Genomic DNA, 16,996 nt, shown 5'->3' on the forward strand with positions numbered 1-16,996 from the left:
TGAGTTTAAACTTTAACCCTTATCATATCTGATTGAAAAAATTACTCTTTACATGAGACGTTCTGTCTTAGTCTCCGTTTTACTTTTATTTATCCTGATTAGCTGCAATGGCACACACGATAAGTCTACTTCTGGCACGTATATAGGTGGGCAAATTGTAAACCCGGTAAGCAACTCAATCATTCTGCGTAAAGACAATCGAAATATAATCGATCTTCCTCTTAGTCAAAACAATCGCTTCTTCTATAAAATTAACGATTTTAAGCCTGGTTTATATAGCTTTTTTCATAATGAGCGCCAGCTTGTTTATTTAGAAGAAGGCGACAGTCTTATGCTTAGAGTAAATACGATCGAGTTTGATGAATCGCTTACTTTCACGGGTTACGGCGCAGCTCAAAACAATTTCATGCTTAGTCTTTACCTCCTCAATGAGAAAGAGAATGAGTCTATGATGACTGTTTATCAACAAGATCCTTTACTTTTTCAGCAAACGCTTGATTCATTAAGAGACGTGCGCACAGAAGACTGGGAAAATTTTAAAGCAAAACATGAAGTAAGTGAGGGTTTTCAAGGGGTCATAAACGCTATTATAGATTATGATTACTATGCGCGTAAAGAAGTGTATCCGCTTTCAAGATTTGGCTCAGATAAATATGCCTTCCTGCAATCACTACCAGATGACTTTTATGATTACCGCGATGATGTAGATTTTAACCGGGAGAATCTTTTAAGTCTATATTCATACCAGCGCTTTTTAATGAACTACTTCAATCAGGCTGCATTTAAGCAATACGCCGGCACTGAAGATTACAACTCACAATCATTTACACACAATCTGCACAAACTTAGACTTATAGACAGTACGGTTTCTAATGACTCTATAAAAAGTTACTTGTTAACCAGAACTATTAAAGAATATCTGGCAAACAGTAATGATAAAAAAGGAGGCGAAGAGATTTTTGATCTCTATATGAAACACATCCCTTCAAATTTTAATAAAAAGGAGATCGAGAAGCTTTATACCTCAAATCAAAATGTAGAAGCTGGTAAAAAAATGCCAGATGAAATTTTGATAAACATGAAGGGTGAGAAAGTGCATCTTGATAAACTAATTACAAAACCCACGTTTATATTCTTGTGGTCTAAAGATAAAAAGAATCACTCAAGACAGGCTCACCTAATGGCCCAGGAGCTTATAAATAAGTTTCCTGAATATGCCTATATCGCTATTAATATTAATATCGATACGCAGGAGTGGCTACGGATTGCAAAACTCAATGGTTTTAATCCTAAGAATGAGTTTAAGATAAATGATAATTTTGAGGAGATTAAAGATGAGCTCTCTATAAACTCAATCTTTAAAACCTTTATAGTAGATAAGAATGGTACTATACAGAATGCACATGCAAATATGTTTAGTACAGATTTTGAAAACGAATTGTTAGGCTATTTAAATAAATAATGTTTTTGGTTAAACCGAAAAATCCGCTTGATTGCTCAAGCGGATTTTTTATTTGTACTCAGTAAGAACTGATAGTCTTCTTAGTTCCCTTTCTTGTAATCAGCTAAGAATTTCTCTAAACCTGAATCTGTAAGTGGGTGCTTTAATAATCCTTCTATTGAAGAAAGAGGCCCAGTCATAACATCTGCACCTATCTTAGCGCACTCAATAATGTGCATAGAGTGTCTTACTGAAGCTGCTAGGATTTCGGTCTCGTAAGCGTAGTTGTCATATATAATTCTAATATCTGCAATAAGATTTAATCCATCTGTTGAGATATCATCTAAACGACCAATAAAAGGAGAAACATAAGTTGCTCCTGCTTTAGCTGCAAGTAAAGCCTGACCTGCAGAAAATACAAGTGTACAGTTTGTGCGTATACCTTTGTCGCTAAAATATTTTATAGCCTTGACACCTTCTTTGATCATTGGCACCTTTACAACGATCTGCTCGTGTAATTCTGCTAATTCTTCTCCTTCTTTAATTATTTCTTCAAGATCTGTAGAAATAACTTCTGCACTTACATCACCATCTACAATATTGCAGATCTCAACATAATGCTTCAAAATATTATCACGTCCTGTGATGCCTTCTTTCGCCATAAGCGAAGGATTAGTCGTTACACCATCAAGTACACCAAGGTCTTGTGCCTCTCTAATCTGGTCTAGATTAGCCGTATCTATAAAAAATTTCATCTTTTGGTTTTATATTAATCTAAATCGTTCTCGTACAAAAATAACCAATTGATTTAATAATCAACAGGTACTTAACGCTTTTATCTTCAGTATTCTTAAATAAGTTTTTAAAACTACATTACAGTCTACTTACTTACAGCTTATAATGATTGAGTAGCATACGCTCATACACGCGATCTGGCAAAATACCCTTTAGAAAAACGGAGATTTTTTGCATAAAAGCACCGATTTTATAGTGTACTTTGGGGTTTTTCTCCTGCATAATAGCATGAATCGCTTGCGCCATTAACATTGGGTTCTCACCCTCATCTACATGCTCATTCATTAGCTCAAGCGATAAACCGTATGTTTTTCTATAAGGAGAAGTATCTTTTAGAGAAGCATGAAATCTGCCGGCAGCAATATTAGTAGCAAAATCACCTGGTGCAGCATTTACCATTTTAATATTAAATTCTTTCAACTCCATACGCATAGCCTCTGTTGTGAGTCCTAAAGCTCCTTTTGTAGCAGAATAAGCTCCGCGAAAAGGCAGCCCCATATAACCCGCAATTGAAGTGACATTTATTATCATCCCGCTATTCTGGCTACGCATAACTGGCAGAACAGCTTTAATCATGGCGATTGGGCCAAAATAATTAGTATCAAAAACAGATTTTAGTTCGCTTTCAGGAATTTCTTCCATTGGGCCGCTAATTCCTTTACCGGCATTATTAATGAGAAAATCTAACCTGTTCTCTCTCGCAAGTAATTGAGAAACGGCAGTTTCTATGCTGCTTGCATCAGTAACATCTAATTGTAAAAAGTGAACTCCGTTATGTATTTCCTGTTGAGGATTGCGACTTGTGCCGTAGACTTTGTAATCTTTTGTAGCGAGATATTCTGCGACGGCCTTCCCTATTCCTGAAGAAGCCCCTGTGATTAAAACAACTGGTGACATATCTTTAGTTTTGGATACTAAATATGAAGAAAAATGGTTAACAATAAGGCACAAAAAAAGGCAAGCTACCTACATCACACCGCTACGACCATCTACCCTTGCTGCGTTCCCGCCCTGGGGGAATTCGACAGGAGCTGGTTGTGTAGGACTTGCCGGGTGCAAATATAAAGTAAATGAACTGCAAACCCAATGTTTTTTAAACTGAATTTAATTAAATACCTTGGCATAAATTTCTACAATATCATGAAACTATATAAGGCATTAGTCCTCTTTACATTAACGCTCACCCTACTCGCCTGCGGCAACGGTAAAGACCTCAATAAAAACTTTGACATCGTTACAAACCTCAAAAAAAATACAGTAAAAAACGGCGGTGAGGTTGAAATTTCGCTTAAAGCGAAAAAAAATGTAGATATAGATTCTGTGTCTTACTTTATAGATGACAAATACATAAGCAGCTCAACAGATCTATCTTCAGTCACTACAAAAGTAGACGTTGAGCGATTAGGCAAGAAAAGCATACGAGCTCAGGTTTATGCAGGAGATAAAATAGTAAGTATAAACAATACTCTTACTGTGGTTTCTGAAACTGCTCCTAAGTTATACGGCTATGAAATTGTAAATACATATCCGCATGATACAAGTTCGTATACGCAGGGCTTAGAATTTCACAATGGTGTTCTTTATGAAAGTGCCGGGCAACGCGGAGTATCAACGCTGCGCAAAACAGATTTTACCACCGGTAAGATCGAGAAAGAAATTAAACTAGATGATAAATATTTCGCCGAAGGGCTTACCATTTTAAACGACAAATTGTATCAATTAACGTGGCAGTCTAAAATTGGTTTTATTTACGATCTTGACACTTTTGAACAAACCGGAACTTTCGCCTTTAATAAAAGTAAAGAAGGATGGGGACTTTGCAACGACGGTCAGACCATTTACAAATCTGACGGAACTGATAAAATCTGGCTTCTGGACCCAAAAAACCTCTCTGAGCAGGGATATATCGAGATCGTAGACAATAAAACCACGCGCTCAAAGTATAACGAGCTTGAATGGGTGAACGGTAAAATTTATGCAAATACCTATCAAAATGATGGTATTTCTATAATTAACCCAGAAACCGGTGCTATAGAAGCTGTGGTAGATTTAAGACCTCTTAAAAAAGAAGTGCAAAGCGGTCTTGACCCGAATAACGAAGTGCTAAATGGTATTGCTTATAATAAAGACACAGACAAATTATATGTTACTGGCAAACACTGGAACAAACTTTTTGAAATACGCATTGTAGAAAAATAAAAATCTTCAATTACAAACGATCCACTTGAAAATTTATACCACATACACTTTAAGGTTTCTTGTCCTGCTCAGCATAATTGTTCTCTGGAGTTCGTGCCGTAACGATTTTGAAACAACTTTGAGTTCAGGGCAGCTTGAATTTTCAAGGGACACCGTTTATCTGGATACCGTTTTTACAAATATTGGCAGCAGCACCTACACTTTTAAAGTTTACAATCGCAGCGACAACGCAATTTCAATTCCCTCTGTTGGTCTGGCTAAAGGCGAAAGTTCTAACTACCGACTTAATATTGATGGTATACCTGGAAAAGCTTTTGAGAATGTAGAAATTCTGGCAAATGACAGCATTTTTGTTTTTGTAGAAACCACCCTTAATTTTGCCGATTTTCAGGCAGAAAACGCCGATTTTCTTTATACAGACGCGATAAATTTTGATACAGGCATTAATGAGCAAAAAGTAGAACTCGTGACACTGGTTCAGGATGCGATCTTTCTCTATCCACAACGGGATGATGCCGGCATGAAAGAAACTCTAAGTCTGGGACAAGACGGTGAAGGCAACGAGGTTTTAATTGAAGGCTTTTTTCTTGATGATGATGAACTCACTTTTACCGCAGATAAACCTTATGTTATCTATGGCTATGCTGCCGTACCACCAGATAAGACTTTAAATATTGAAGCTGGTGCCAGAGTTCATTTTCATTCTGGTAGCGGTATTATTGTTGCAAACCGCGCAAGCCTGCATGTCAATGGAAGGTTGAGCACAGATAAGGATTTACTGGAGAACGAAGTGATTTTTGAAGGTGACAGGCTAGAGCCAGATTTTAGCGACGTTCCCGGCCAGTGGGGATTATTGTGGCTCACAGATGGCAGCACAAACAACACAATTGCATATGCCACTATCAAAAACGCGACAGTAGGAGTTTTGATGGATTCTAATGACGGCACGCAAAATCCCACTTTAACCATTCGCAACACACAGATATACAACAGTTCTAATATTGGGTTATACGCCAGAACAGGAACTATTTTAGGTGAGAATCTGGTAATCAATAACTCCGGGATCTCATCTCTTTGGCTCGCACTTGGCGGTAGCTATGATTTTACCCACTGCACGTTTGCCAACTATTGGTCACAGGGTTTTAGAAATTATCCAGCTGTACAAATAGACAACTATCTATTAACTGAAGATCAGGCTTTTGTCGCAGATCTCACAGCAGCAAATTTTACAAACTGCATAATTGCCGGGAATCAGGGAGAAGAATTCTCAGTGAACTACAGCGATGAGGCCGCTTTTAATTTTAATTTAAAAAACTGCCTGATCCAGTTTGATGATAATTTTGGCAATTACAGTGATGATCCGCTTTACAATTTCAACAATAGTGTATTGTATGAGAATATCATTTTAAGCGAAAATCCCGATTTTAAAGATCCTGAGAATAATGATTTTAGAATCACAGAAGATTCTGCCGCTAACGGCGAGGGTGATATACAAGCAGCGCAACAAGTTCCATTTGATATTTTAGGCACAGATCGCACAAATAATCCAGATCTTGGTGCTTATGAAAGTGCTACTTTTGAGGACTAAATTCTGGCTATGACACCATCACATAAAAAAGCGCTTTTAAAGCATCTGCATGCAATTTTAGATAATAAGATCGCTGTTGCGAAAGGAAATATTGCTTCAATAGAAGAGTCTCGCGATGGCGAAACCAAAAGCAGCGCCGGCGATAAATATGAAACCGGAAGAGCAATGGCCGAAATCGAACTCGACAATGCAAACCGCCAACTTAACCTCAACCAAAACCTAAAAACCGACCTAAACCGGGTAAAAATCGAGCAGAATAACGAAATATCGGGCTTTGGCAGCCTAATTCTAACCACCTCAGGAAATTATCTTATCGCTATTGGCTTAGGCGAAGTAAAAGTTGAGGGCGATTCTTATTTCTGTATTTCGCCGGGTTCGCCAATTGGCGAAATCTTAGTCGGTAAAAAAGAAGGCGAGAAAGTCTCCTTTAGAGATAAAGAGATCAAAATCGAAAAGATTATTTAACTCACAAATGAGTTTAACTAAGTTTCTCCCAAAAATTTAAGTTGAATCGAAAGCTTAATTATTTCACATAAAAAAACCTCAGAAATTTCTGAGGTTTTTGTTTTTCCGTCATTCTGAAATCATTTCAGAATCACATTATTCTATTTCTTAATTAGATTAGATGCAAACCTGAAATAGATTCAGGTTGACGACTCTTCATTAAACCTAAAACAACACTTCGACAGGCTCAGTGTGACAATTTAGGCTCATAAAGTCTTACATCTTAAAAAGCGGTCTGTCGCCCATCATGTTATTTACTTCTTCTGCGATGTTTTCTAATTTCTCATCGTCTGTATGATTCAAAATAGCAGCATCTATAAAGTCTACCACTTTTTGCATATCGCTTTCTACTAGTCCGCGCGTGGTAATTGCAGCCGTCCCAATACGTATTCCCGAAGTGACAAAAGGAGATTTATCATCAAAAGGAACCATATTCTTATTTACAGTAATATCTGCTTTACCTAAAGCTTCTTCAGCTTCTTTACCGGTGATATCTTTATTACGCAGGTCGATAAGCATCATATGATTATCTGTCCCGCCTGATATAATATCGTATCCTTTTTCTACAAAAGCTTTCGCCATAACAGCCGCATTTTTCTTCACCTGAACGGTGTAATGTAAAAATTCGTCAGTTAACGCTTCACCAAAAGCGATTGCTTTTGCTGCAATAATATGTTCTAATGGCCCACCTTGATTACCTGGGAAGATCCCACTGTCAAGCAAAGAAGACATCATTCTTAGTTTTCCGTTCTTCAGTTTTATACCAAATGGGTTTTCAAAATCTTTCCCCATAATGATCATACCACCACGAGGGCCGCGCAAAGTCTTATGCGTTGTAGTTGTACACACATGACAATGCGGTACAGGATCACCTATCACACCTTTTGCAATTAATCCTGCGGGGTGAGCAATATCTGCCATTAAGATTGCACCTACTTTATCTGCGATTTCGCGAAAGCGTGCATAATCTATCTCTCTGCTATACGCAGAAGCTCCTGCGATGATCATTTTTGGCTTTTCGCGCAAAGCGATCTCCTCTATCTTATCATAATCCAGACGGCCGGTCTCTTTATCTACACCATAAAAAACAGGATTATACAATCTTCCTGAAAAGTTAACCGGTGAACCATGAGTCAGGTGACCGCCATGTGCAAGATCAAAACCAAGAAAAGTCTCGCCCGGTTTCATACACGCGTGAAAAACCGCTGTGTTAGCCTGAGAACCAGAATGTGGCTGCACGTTTATATATTCAGCACCAAAAAGTTCTTTTGCGCGCTCAATAGCAATAGTCTCAACCTCATCTACAATCTCACAACCACCGTAATAACGCTTGCCGGGATAACCCTCTGCATACTTGTTTGTAAGCACAGAACCGGCAGCTTCCATCACCTGTTCACTTACAAAATTTTCTGATGCAATTAACTCTAAACCATTAAGTTGCCTTTGTTTTTCTTCTTCTATTAATTCAAAGATATCAGTATCCCGCTGCATTTTATTAAAGTTTGTTAAATTAGGTTCAAAAGTAATCATAACATTCGGTTAGTACTATTTTAATTCTATATTTGAAACAGAGAATTACTAACATTTTATTAATAATTTATGCCTTCTAAGACTAACGATCCCAAAAGAACAACCTGGCTGGAAACCCCCGAAAATTCAGACTTTCCTATCCAGAATATTCCTTTTGGGGTGTTCTTAACCCGAGATGATATTATAACCATAGGTACGCGAATAGGCGATTTTGCAATCGATTTAGGAGCGCTTCATCAATTGGGTTATTTTGAAGGTATCCCGCTTACAGACGATATTTTTTTACAGGATAGTTTAAATGATTTTATTGCTGACGGTCGCAAAACATGGCGTCTTGTGCGTAATAGGATCTCTACTATTTTTGAAGCTGGCAATGCTAAATTAAGAGATAATGCAGAACATCGCGATCGCGTGATCTTTAGCATGGACGAGATTGAAATGCAGCTTCCTGTGCAAATAGGTGATTACACAGATTTCTACTCAAGTAAAGAACACGCAACAAACGTAGGCACTATTTTTAGAGATCCCGAAAATGCTTTACCTGCAAACTGGTTACATTTACCGGTGGCTTATCACGGTCGTAGCAGTTCTATCATACCTTCAGGAATTCCTGTTCATAGACCACAAGGACAAAAATTACCTAATGGTGCAACTCAGCCTATTTTTGGACCTTCACGATTGGTAGATTTTGAACTTGAAATGGCTTTTATTACCACAGATGCAAATGAGTTGGGACAGCCAATTCCGGTTGATGAAGCCGAAGATTATATTTTTGGCCTTGTACTTTTTAATGATTGGAGTGCGCGTGATATACAACGTTGGGAATATGTGCCTTTAGGGCCATTTCTGGCGAAAAACTTCGCTTCTTCAATGTCGTGCTGGATCGTAACACTAGATGCTCTTGAGCCTTTTAGAGTTGCAGGACCAAAACCTGAAACAGAACTTATGCCTTACCTGCAATACAAAGGCAAAAGAAGTTATGATATAAATCTGGAAGTGGGCATACAACCAGACGGCAAAGCTGAAACTAAAGTAAGCGCATCTAACTTTAAATATCTATACTGGAATATGAGTCAGCAGTTGGCACACCATACAGTTAATGGTTGCCCGGTGAATTCTGGTGATCTTATGGGTAGCGGTACAATCTCAGGACCTACAAAAGATTCTTATGGTTCTATGCTTGAATTAAGCTGGAAAGGTTCTAAACCTGTGAAACTTGATGAAGGTGGTGACCGTAAGTTTATAGAAGATAATGACACTGTAACCATGCGCGGATGGTGCGAGAAAAATGGTTATGCAAGAATAGGTTTTGGTGAAGTAAGCACAAAGTTATTACCTGTCTTTGAACCGAAGAAAAAGTAATCCCCCTCTGCCTTTCAGGCATCTCCCCCAAAGGGGGAGAAGAAGATATGATATTGTTCCCTCCCAATGGGAGGGGAATAATATCTCAATTTTATAGCTGTAAGCTTTGCATTTTCCCCTTTGGGGAAATGCCCGCAGGGCAAGGGGCTTTACCAGTTAATAACTGCGCTCGCCCACGTAAAACCGCTACCAAAAGCTGCCAGAACTACTGTATCTCCTTCTTTAATTTTGCCTTCTTCCCATGCTTCAGTTAGGGCGATGGGTATAGATGCTGCAGTGGTATTACCGTATTTCTGAATATTGTTAAAAACCTGATCATCGCTCAATTTAAACTGGCGTTGAACAAATTGTGAGATACGTAAATTAGCCTGATGTGGTATCAGCATATCGATATCTTTCGCCGTAAGGCCATTTTTCTCAAGTCCTTCATTAATAACTTCAGCAAAACGCACAACAGCATTCTTAAAGACAAATTGCCCATTCATATAAGGATAATATGGGATATCTTCCTGCGGATTTTTTTCTATAATCTCCGGCACCCACATTTCTGTGCTGGGACCACGTAATGAAAGTTCAAGCGCATGCTCACCCTCACTATGTAAATGTGTAGACAGAATTCCTTTTGTGTTATCTTCTTCACGAGTAAGAACTGCCGCTCCTGCCCCATCACCAAAAATAACCGAAACTCCACGACCACGAGTTGTCATATCAAGACCGCCACTGTGATTTTCAGAACCTATAACAAGAATATTTTTATACATCCCCGTTTTTATAAACTGATCTGCAGTAGAAAGCGCATATACAAAACCGCTACATTGATTACGAACGTCAAGTGCAGGAACTGTGCGCATCCCTAAAATTTGTTGTATTTGAACACCACAACCAGGAAAATAATAATCTGGACTTAGCGTAGCAAAAACTACCATATCTATGTCTTGTGCGGTGATTTTTGCCCTTTCTAAGGCGATTTTTGCCGCTTTTGCACCCATTGTTGCGGTGCTGTTGCCATCACCCTTCTTAATATGACGTCTTTCTTTAATCCCGGTACGCTCCTGTATCCAGGCATCATTAGTATCCATCACTTTTGCAAGGTCGTCATTTGTGACAACATTTTCCGGAACATAAGCCCCCAGACCGGCTATACGAGAATTATACATATTTCAATTATAGTCTTATCAAATTAACATCACCAGAATTTCAGGTGAACTAAAGTGGGGTAAGATACAGATTCCGCAAATTTTTAACGCTTTTCTATCGGCGATTTTATATGCATGCATAGCATTTGTTTCCCTCCATTAATAGCTTTTGCTTAAATTCACTTCAAACAAGTCTGTTATGAAAAAACTACTCCTTCTTCTTGCCTTTCTTTCTTTTACCACTTGTCTTATTGCTCAGGTAAACCTTGATTATCAAAAACCTCCTAAAGAAATACTCGATCTGGTAGATGTACCCCGCGCTCCTACTGTTGTTATGAATACCGAGGGAAATAAAATGCTGCTGCTTTATCGAGACAGCTACAAAACCATCGCAGAACTCTCTGAAGAAGAACTACGTCTGGGGGGTTTGCGCATAAACCCTAAAACAAATATTGGCAGCCGCACAACGTACTACAACAATGTTGAGATTAAAGGTGTAGATGATAAAGAAGCTACCGCTGTGACCGGAATTCCTGATAATCCCAGATTGAGTAATTTCAGTTGGTCACCAGATGAAACAAAAATGGCTTTTACAAACACGGTTGATACCGGCGTGGAAGTTTGGATTCTTGATATCGCTTCCGCGAAAGCGAATAAGGTTTCAGACGCTAAAGTAAACGGAAACATGGGTAATCCCATCAGCTGGTTTAAAGACGGCAATAGTCTCTTAGTAAATATGCTCCCCGCAACCCGAAAAGAATTGATAAATACAGATGAAGCTGTACCTACCGGACCGACCATTTCGGTTAGCACCGGGTCGAAAGCGCAAAACAGAACTTACCAGGATCTACTTAAAAACCCCAATGATGCTTTCAATTTTGAGCAATTAGCTACTTCGTCATTACATAAAATAAATCTGGATGGCAGCGAAAGCGAATGGTTAAAAGCAGATATGTATAGCGATGTTGATTTTTCGCCAGACGGCAATTATGTTATGGTTACCGCAATAGGAAAACCATTTTCTTATCTGGTACCCTACTATCGCTTTCCCGAAACTACAACCATTTACAGTAAAGAAGGCAAAATAATAAAAACCGTAAACGAAATACCTCTTATTGAAGAGTTGCCCAAAGGTTTTATGGCGACACAAACCGGTAAACGCAGCATGCGCTGGCGAGCAGATAAACCCGCCACGCTCGTTTGGGTAGAAGCTCTTGATAAAGGTGATCCTGAAGTAGAAGTGCCTTATCGCGATCAGGTTTTTGAACAAAAAGCACCGTTTTCTGCCGCTTCTAAGCCGATTTTTAAAACGATTAATCGGTTTGCGGGAATAATTTGGGGTGATGATGACACCGCAATTGCTTATGACCGCTGGTGGAATACAAGAAACACAAAAAGCTATCTAATAGATCCTTCAAAAGAAAATGGAGAAGCTGTGGTTATTAATGACCGTAATTACCAGGATGTGTACAGCGATCCCGGAAATTTTGTCACTAAAGAAAATAAGTATGGTGAGAATGTTTTAGAACTCGATGGTGATAAAGCATACCTCATAGGTGACGGTTACAGTGAGAAAGGGCAGTTCCCTTTTATTGACGAAGTCGATCTAAAATCTAAAGCAACCAAACGCATTTATGAGTCTGAATACACAGATAAGCTTGAGAACTTACAGGAAGCCATTGATATGGAAAAGGGTGAAATTTTAGTTCGCATAGAAGCCCCTACAGAATATCCAAATTATTACATACGTAATATTAAAACTGACAAACTAAAGCAAATTACCTTTTTTGAAAATCCGTTTAAAAGTATACAGGATGTGCATAAAGAAGTTATTACCTACAAACGTGATGACGGACTGGAACTTTCTGGCACCTTATATCTTCCCGTAGGTTATGACATGAAAAAGAAAGAGAAAAAACCAATGATCTTGTGGGCTTATCCCCGTGAATATAAAGACAAGAACAGCGCTTCACAAAACACGAATAATCCTAACGAATTTACATACCCGTACTATGGTTCTATGGTATACTGGGTAGCGCGTGGCTATGTTGTACTTGATGATGCGTCTTTCCCCATCGTGGGCGTAGGTGATACAGAACCTAATGATACTTTTATAAAACAGCTTGTAGCTAACGGAAAAGCGGCTATAGACGCGGTAGATTCCCTAGGTTATATTGACCGAAATCGTGTTGCTGTTGGCGGCCATTCTTACGGAGCCTTTATGACTGCCAATCTGCTTTCCCATTCAAATCTTTTTGCTGCAGGTATTGCGCGTAGTGGGGCTTACAACCGTACATTAACTCCTTTTGGTTTTCAAAGTGAGGAGCGAAGTTATTGGGAAGCACCAGAGATCTATTATGAAATGTCGCCTTTTATGCATGCAGACGAGATGAAAACTCCGTTACTTATGATTCATGGTGTGGCTGATAATAATTCAGGTACCTATCCGCTGCAAAGTGAGCGCTATTTTAATGCTTTAAAAGGTTTAGGAGCAACCGCCAGACTTGTTATGTTGCCAAAAGAAAGTCATGGTTACAGCGCAAAAGAGTCTATACTCCACATGCTTTGGGAGCAGGATCAATGGCTAGAGAAGTATGTCAAGAATAGAGACACGGGCGCCATAAAAAAAGAAGAAGAATTAAAAGATTAAGACCTAGATGTTAAAACTAAACAGTTACATTTTAATTGTCCTGCTACTTACAGGCCTAAATTCCTTTGGTCAAAAGAATATTTCGCAGGCCACTGCTGAAGCTTTGAGGCAATATTACCAAACTCGTTTTGACAGCGTGGCTCGCCAACTTAATTACAAAGGCGGTGACCAGATTAAAGTATACACGAAATTTAAAGTTAATGAAAATGGCAACCTTGTAGATATAGAAGCTCGCGGCCCTCATACTGTTTTTGAGACAGAAGCCATTAGAGTTCTTAAACAGGTAAAACTTGATACAATGAACTTTGGTTCTTCCGGCAAGAGTCACCTTTTTGCAATGCCTATTATATTTAAAATTGAAACAGCACAAGAAAAAAAGAGAAGATTACGTAAAGAAGCTAAAGCAAAATTGAGAAACGATTAAAAGATGTAATTACAGACCATTTATTTGCTCCTGAATACTAAGAGTGAATAATGCCTTTATAGAACATTATGATCTTAATAACACGTTAATCTTTCGAAATATATTAAGTTTACCCTAAAATTTGATTAAGAAATTCTAAATGAAACTTTCTAATATACGACTAGAGGTAATGCAAACCATTGAGAAATCAATGGGTGAATTACTTGAAAAATACCTCAAGCCAATAGATACAAACTGGCAACCTGCAGATCTATTACCAGATCCCACAAATCCTGAATTCTCTGAAGATGTAAAAGAAATACAAGAACTTGCCAGAGAGATGAATTATGATCTCTTTACTGTTCTTGTAGGTGATACAATTACAGAAGAAGCACTTCCCACTTATGAGTCATGGCTTATGGGTGTTAAAGGCATTGACCAAATTGAGGGAAATGGCTGGGCACAATGGGTACGCTCATGGACTGCTGAAGAAAATCGCCACGGAGATCTTCTTAACAAATATCTTTATCTATCTGGTCGCGTGAATATGCGCGAGATGGAAGTATCAACACAGTACCTTATAAGTGATGGTTTTGACATACAAACAGGAGCAGATCCTTACAGAAACTTTATATATACCAGTTTTCAGGAGTTAGCAACAAATGTTTCTCACAGACGTGTGGCCTCTTTCTCCAGAAAAGCAGGTAATAAAAAACTGGCAAAGATCTGTAATACAATTGCAGGTGATGAAGCTCGTCATGCTACAGCTTATATGGATTTTGTACGTCGTATTTTTGAACTTGATCCTAGCGAAATGATGCTGGCTTTTGAAGATATGATGAAAAAGAAAATCGTTATGCCGGCCATGTTTTTGCGTGAATCTGGAATGCAGGTAGGGCAACTGTGGTCTCACTTTTCTGATGCCGCACAGCGATCTATGGTTTATACAACGCAGGATTATATCACGATAATGACATCTTTGCTTGAAGATTGGAAAATAGATGAAATGCGCGATCTTAATGGTCAGGCAGAAAAAGCCAGAGATTATTTAATGGCACTTCCTTCAAGACTTGAGCGTATATCAGAACGTATCGCCATACCAGACAGACAACATAATTTTAAGTGGATCGCCACTTAAAATTATCTCTATAAATACTAAAAAGCGCCTGCCAGTCTAAATAATTAGAAAAGTAAGGCGCTTTTTTTATCACCTAATTTAAGCACACACCACAATGAAATATAAAGTAGCAATAAATAATATTAAAACTGTAAATGAATTACCAGATTACTGGGCCGTAGATGATTATAAAAATTTACTAAATGCCTTTGATGTACAGGATACTGCAGAGCTTAAGGATAGCGAACTCAAAGAATATCTCTTTCTGGCTATTAATGATTTTGATCCACAAGAAGCTGCCACGATTGTCTTAACCTACAAGCTTTCTGACTTTTTAAATACCGGTCAAATTGATCAATTATCTCATGATATGCTTAAGGAGAAAGTAGCTGAAGAATACAGTGATATTGCCCTGCACGAAGATCTATTCAGTATAAATCAGTTTTTGTTTAAAGCTTACAACGGTAAGTTTCCAGATACAAAAGCAAGTATAATGTCGTGCAGTATTGAACCTTTAAAAAGTAACGTTGACACGAAATTGACCAAAGAAAATGCCCTAAAAGCATTAAGTAACTCATTAGATGAGCACCATATCATCAAGCGCCTCTTTGATGAACAACTTGCCGGCAAGAAAGAATTTAATTCGGCTGAAAATATTATCTGGCAATTAACCCCAAAAAACGCTTCAGATTACGAAATAATCACATCAGACTATTGGCTAAGCAAAGATGATTTTATGGAATATGAATTTGAAGCCACCGTTATTCCGCATTCAGAAGATTAAAATTTCTTATCAAATCCCGCTTAGCGGGTAAATTATTAATTTACAATACTTTATGTATTTATGATGGAGTCCGTTGAAGAATCCCTACCTTTGCCGGCTTATACACATATATGACGTTTAAAGAATTAGAAATCAATGAACCTATCCTAAGAGCACTTACTGCAAAAGGATATACCCACCCTACCCCTATTCAAGCCCAATCAATACCCATATTATTAAAAGGAAGAGATTTACTAGGTTGTGCCCAGACAGGGACGGGAAAAACCGCAGCATTTACAATACCCATACTTCAAAATATTTATAATGAAATAGGCTCTGGTAAAGGTGGCCGTAAGATTAAAGCACTTATCGTAACACCTACGCGAGAACTTGCCATACAAATAGCAGATAATGTAACTGAATACAGCACGTACACTGGTATAAAGAATACAGTAATATTTGGCGGAGTAAAACAAGCTTCACAAGTAAGAGAACTTCGCAGAGGCGTAGATGTGCTCGTTGCAACACCGGGCCGTCTTCTTGATTTAATGAATCAAGGTTTAATAAGCCTTAGAGACATACAGTATTTTGTGCTTGATGAAGCAGATCAAATGCTGGACATGGGCTTTATTCATGACATAAAAAAAATACTGACTAAACTTCCAAAGAAAAGACAATCACTATTTTTCTCTGCAACGATGCCCGCAGCGATCACAGAACTTTCAGGAAAGATTCTTGGTAATCCTGAAAAAGTAACGATTGCTCCAAAGCAGGCAACTGCAGAAAAAGTTGATCAGGCAGTATATTTCGTTACAAAACCCAGCAAACCCAAGCTGCTTATTCACCTCATAGAAACAGAAAAACCAGATTCTTTACTAGTTTTCTCACGTACTAAACACGGGGCAAATAAAATCGTAAAAATTCTTTCTCAGGCAGGTATCACTTCTGCTGCGATACATGGAAATAAATCTCAACTACAGCGTCAAAAAGCATTAAATGCTTTTAAAGACGGCAAACTTAAAGTTCTTATTGCGACAGATATTGCTGCGCGTGGTATAGATGTAGAAGAGTTAGAACTGGTTGTTAATTATGATCTTCCTAATGTATCTGAAACTTATGTGCATAGAATAGGACGTACAGGTCGTGCAAAAGCAAGTGGTACAGCATTATCATTTTGCGATAGAGAAGAACGCGCATACCTTAAGGATATTCAAAAACTGATCAATCAAAAGATTCCGGTTATAGAAGATCATCCTTTTATCAACGATACTAACGAAGGATCTCCCAGAAATCCCAGACCAAAACAAAATTCGAATAGAGGTCCACGACCTGCAAAAACAGCTACTTCTGGCGGGAATAGAAATAGCAACTCCTCGAGCAGCCGCAAAAGAAGAGGCACTTTTTCTTCTAAACGTAGTTAGTTGTAAATAAAAATCACATGTAAGGCCCGCTTAGTTGCTAAGCGGGCTTTATTATTTGTACAATCTTGTAATTAATAAGCTTTAGTT

The 16,996-nt window shown here is 38.3% G+C and carries 14 protein-coding genes and 1 other RNA gene; 10 read left to right on the forward strand and 5 right to left on the reverse strand.

The window, feature by feature from the left end; translation table 11 throughout:
* Positions 1-52 precede the first annotated feature (52 nt).
* Positions 53-1,462: a TlpA family protein disulfide reductase gene (locus tag ACH3PA_RS02095; protein ID WP_416440983.1), complete on the forward strand. Its 1,410-nt coding sequence runs from the start codon at positions 53-55 to the stop codon at positions 1,460-1,462.
* An 80-nt stretch (positions 1,463-1,542) separates the two neighbouring features.
* On the opposite strand, the gene fsa is transcribed toward ACH3PA_RS02095, so the two are convergent.
* From fsa to ffs, 3 genes are all read right to left on the reverse strand, one after another.
* The gene (gene fsa / locus ACH3PA_RS02100; protein ID WP_416440981.1) at positions 1,543-2,196 is read right to left on the reverse strand and encodes a fructose-6-phosphate aldolase; all 654 of its coding nucleotides are present in this window, start codon (positions 2,194-2,196) and stop codon (positions 1,543-1,545) included.
* Between the two features lie 133 nt (positions 2,197-2,329).
* Positions 2,330-3,133, reverse strand: coding sequence for an SDR family oxidoreductase (locus ACH3PA_RS02105; RefSeq protein WP_416440979.1), 804 nt, complete (start codon positions 3,131-3,133; stop codon positions 2,330-2,332).
* A 55-nt stretch (positions 3,134-3,188) separates the two neighbouring features.
* Positions 3,189-3,288: signal recognition particle sRNA small type (gene ffs, locus ACH3PA_RS02110), an RNA gene on the reverse strand.
* 88 nt (positions 3,289-3,376) lie between these two features.
* Here ffs and ACH3PA_RS02115 point away from each other — a divergent pair.
* The 3 genes from ACH3PA_RS02115 to ACH3PA_RS02125 are packed head-to-tail and all read left to right on the forward strand — an operon-like array spanning position 3,377 to position 6,488.
* Positions 3,377-4,435 (forward strand): glutaminyl-peptide cyclotransferase, encoded by a 1,059-nt coding sequence (locus ACH3PA_RS02115; protein WP_416440977.1) that lies wholly within the window; start codon positions 3,377-3,379, stop codon positions 4,433-4,435.
* Between the two features lie 25 nt (positions 4,436-4,460).
* Positions 4,461-6,023, forward strand: coding sequence for a hypothetical protein (locus ACH3PA_RS02120; RefSeq protein ID WP_416440975.1), 1,563 nt, complete (start codon positions 4,461-4,463; stop codon positions 6,021-6,023).
* Between the two features lie 9 nt (positions 6,024-6,032).
* Positions 6,033-6,488 carry a 3-oxoacyl-ACP synthase gene (locus ACH3PA_RS02125; RefSeq protein WP_416440973.1) on the forward strand — a complete coding sequence of 152 codons (456 nt, stop codon included), beginning with the start codon at positions 6,033-6,035 and terminating at the stop codon, positions 6,486-6,488.
* Positions 6,489-6,743: 255 nt separating this feature from the next.
* Here the strand turns inward: ACH3PA_RS02125 and glyA are convergent, their stop codons facing one another.
* Complete coding sequence (gene glyA / locus ACH3PA_RS02130; RefSeq protein ID WP_416446690.1) at positions 6,744-8,018, reverse strand: serine hydroxymethyltransferase; 1,275 nt, start codon at positions 8,016-8,018, stop codon at positions 6,744-6,746.
* A gap of 108 nt (positions 8,019-8,126) precedes the next feature.
* Between glyA and fahA the strand changes: the two genes are divergently transcribed.
* The gene (gene fahA, locus ACH3PA_RS02135) at positions 8,127-9,419 is read left to right on the forward strand and encodes a fumarylacetoacetase (RefSeq protein WP_416440971.1); all 1,293 of its coding nucleotides are present in this window, start codon (positions 8,127-8,129) and stop codon (positions 9,417-9,419) included.
* Positions 9,420-9,568: 149 nt separating this feature from the next.
* On the opposite strand, the gene ACH3PA_RS02140 is transcribed toward fahA, so the two are convergent.
* Positions 9,569-10,576 carry a 3-oxoacyl-ACP synthase III family protein gene (locus tag ACH3PA_RS02140; RefSeq protein WP_416440969.1) on the reverse strand — a complete coding sequence of 336 codons (1,008 nt, stop codon included), beginning with the start codon at positions 10,574-10,576 and terminating at the stop codon, positions 9,569-9,571.
* A gap of 178 nt (positions 10,577-10,754) precedes the next feature.
* Between ACH3PA_RS02140 and ACH3PA_RS02145 the strand changes: the two genes are divergently transcribed.
* From ACH3PA_RS02145 to ACH3PA_RS02165, 5 genes are all read left to right on the forward strand, one after another.
* A complete protein-coding gene (locus tag ACH3PA_RS02145) occupies positions 10,755-13,205 on the forward strand; it encodes a prolyl oligopeptidase family serine peptidase (RefSeq protein WP_416440967.1) in 2,451 nt (816 codons plus the stop codon).
* Between the two features lie 7 nt (positions 13,206-13,212).
* On the forward strand, positions 13,213-13,629 hold the full coding sequence (locus ACH3PA_RS02150; protein ID WP_416440965.1) for an energy transducer TonB: 417 nt from the start codon (positions 13,213-13,215) through the stop codon (positions 13,627-13,629).
* A 139-nt stretch (positions 13,630-13,768) separates the two neighbouring features.
* Positions 13,769-14,746, forward strand: a complete 978-nt coding sequence (locus tag ACH3PA_RS02155; protein ID WP_416440963.1) for an acyl-ACP desaturase — start codon at positions 13,769-13,771, stop codon at positions 14,744-14,746.
* 94 nt (positions 14,747-14,840) lie between these two features.
* Positions 14,841-15,509 (forward strand): hypothetical protein, encoded by a 669-nt coding sequence (locus ACH3PA_RS02160; protein WP_416440961.1) that lies wholly within the window; start codon positions 14,841-14,843, stop codon positions 15,507-15,509.
* A 110-nt stretch (positions 15,510-15,619) separates the two neighbouring features.
* Positions 15,620-16,909: a DEAD/DEAH box helicase gene (locus ACH3PA_RS02165; RefSeq protein ID WP_416440959.1), complete on the forward strand. Its 1,290-nt coding sequence runs from the start codon at positions 15,620-15,622 to the stop codon at positions 16,907-16,909.
* Positions 16,910-16,996 lie beyond the last annotated feature (87 nt).

It is taken from the genome of Leeuwenhoekiella sp. A2, from assembly GCF_047946655.1.
Classification (GTDB): Bacteria; Bacteroidota; Bacteroidia; order Flavobacteriales; family Flavobacteriaceae; genus Leeuwenhoekiella.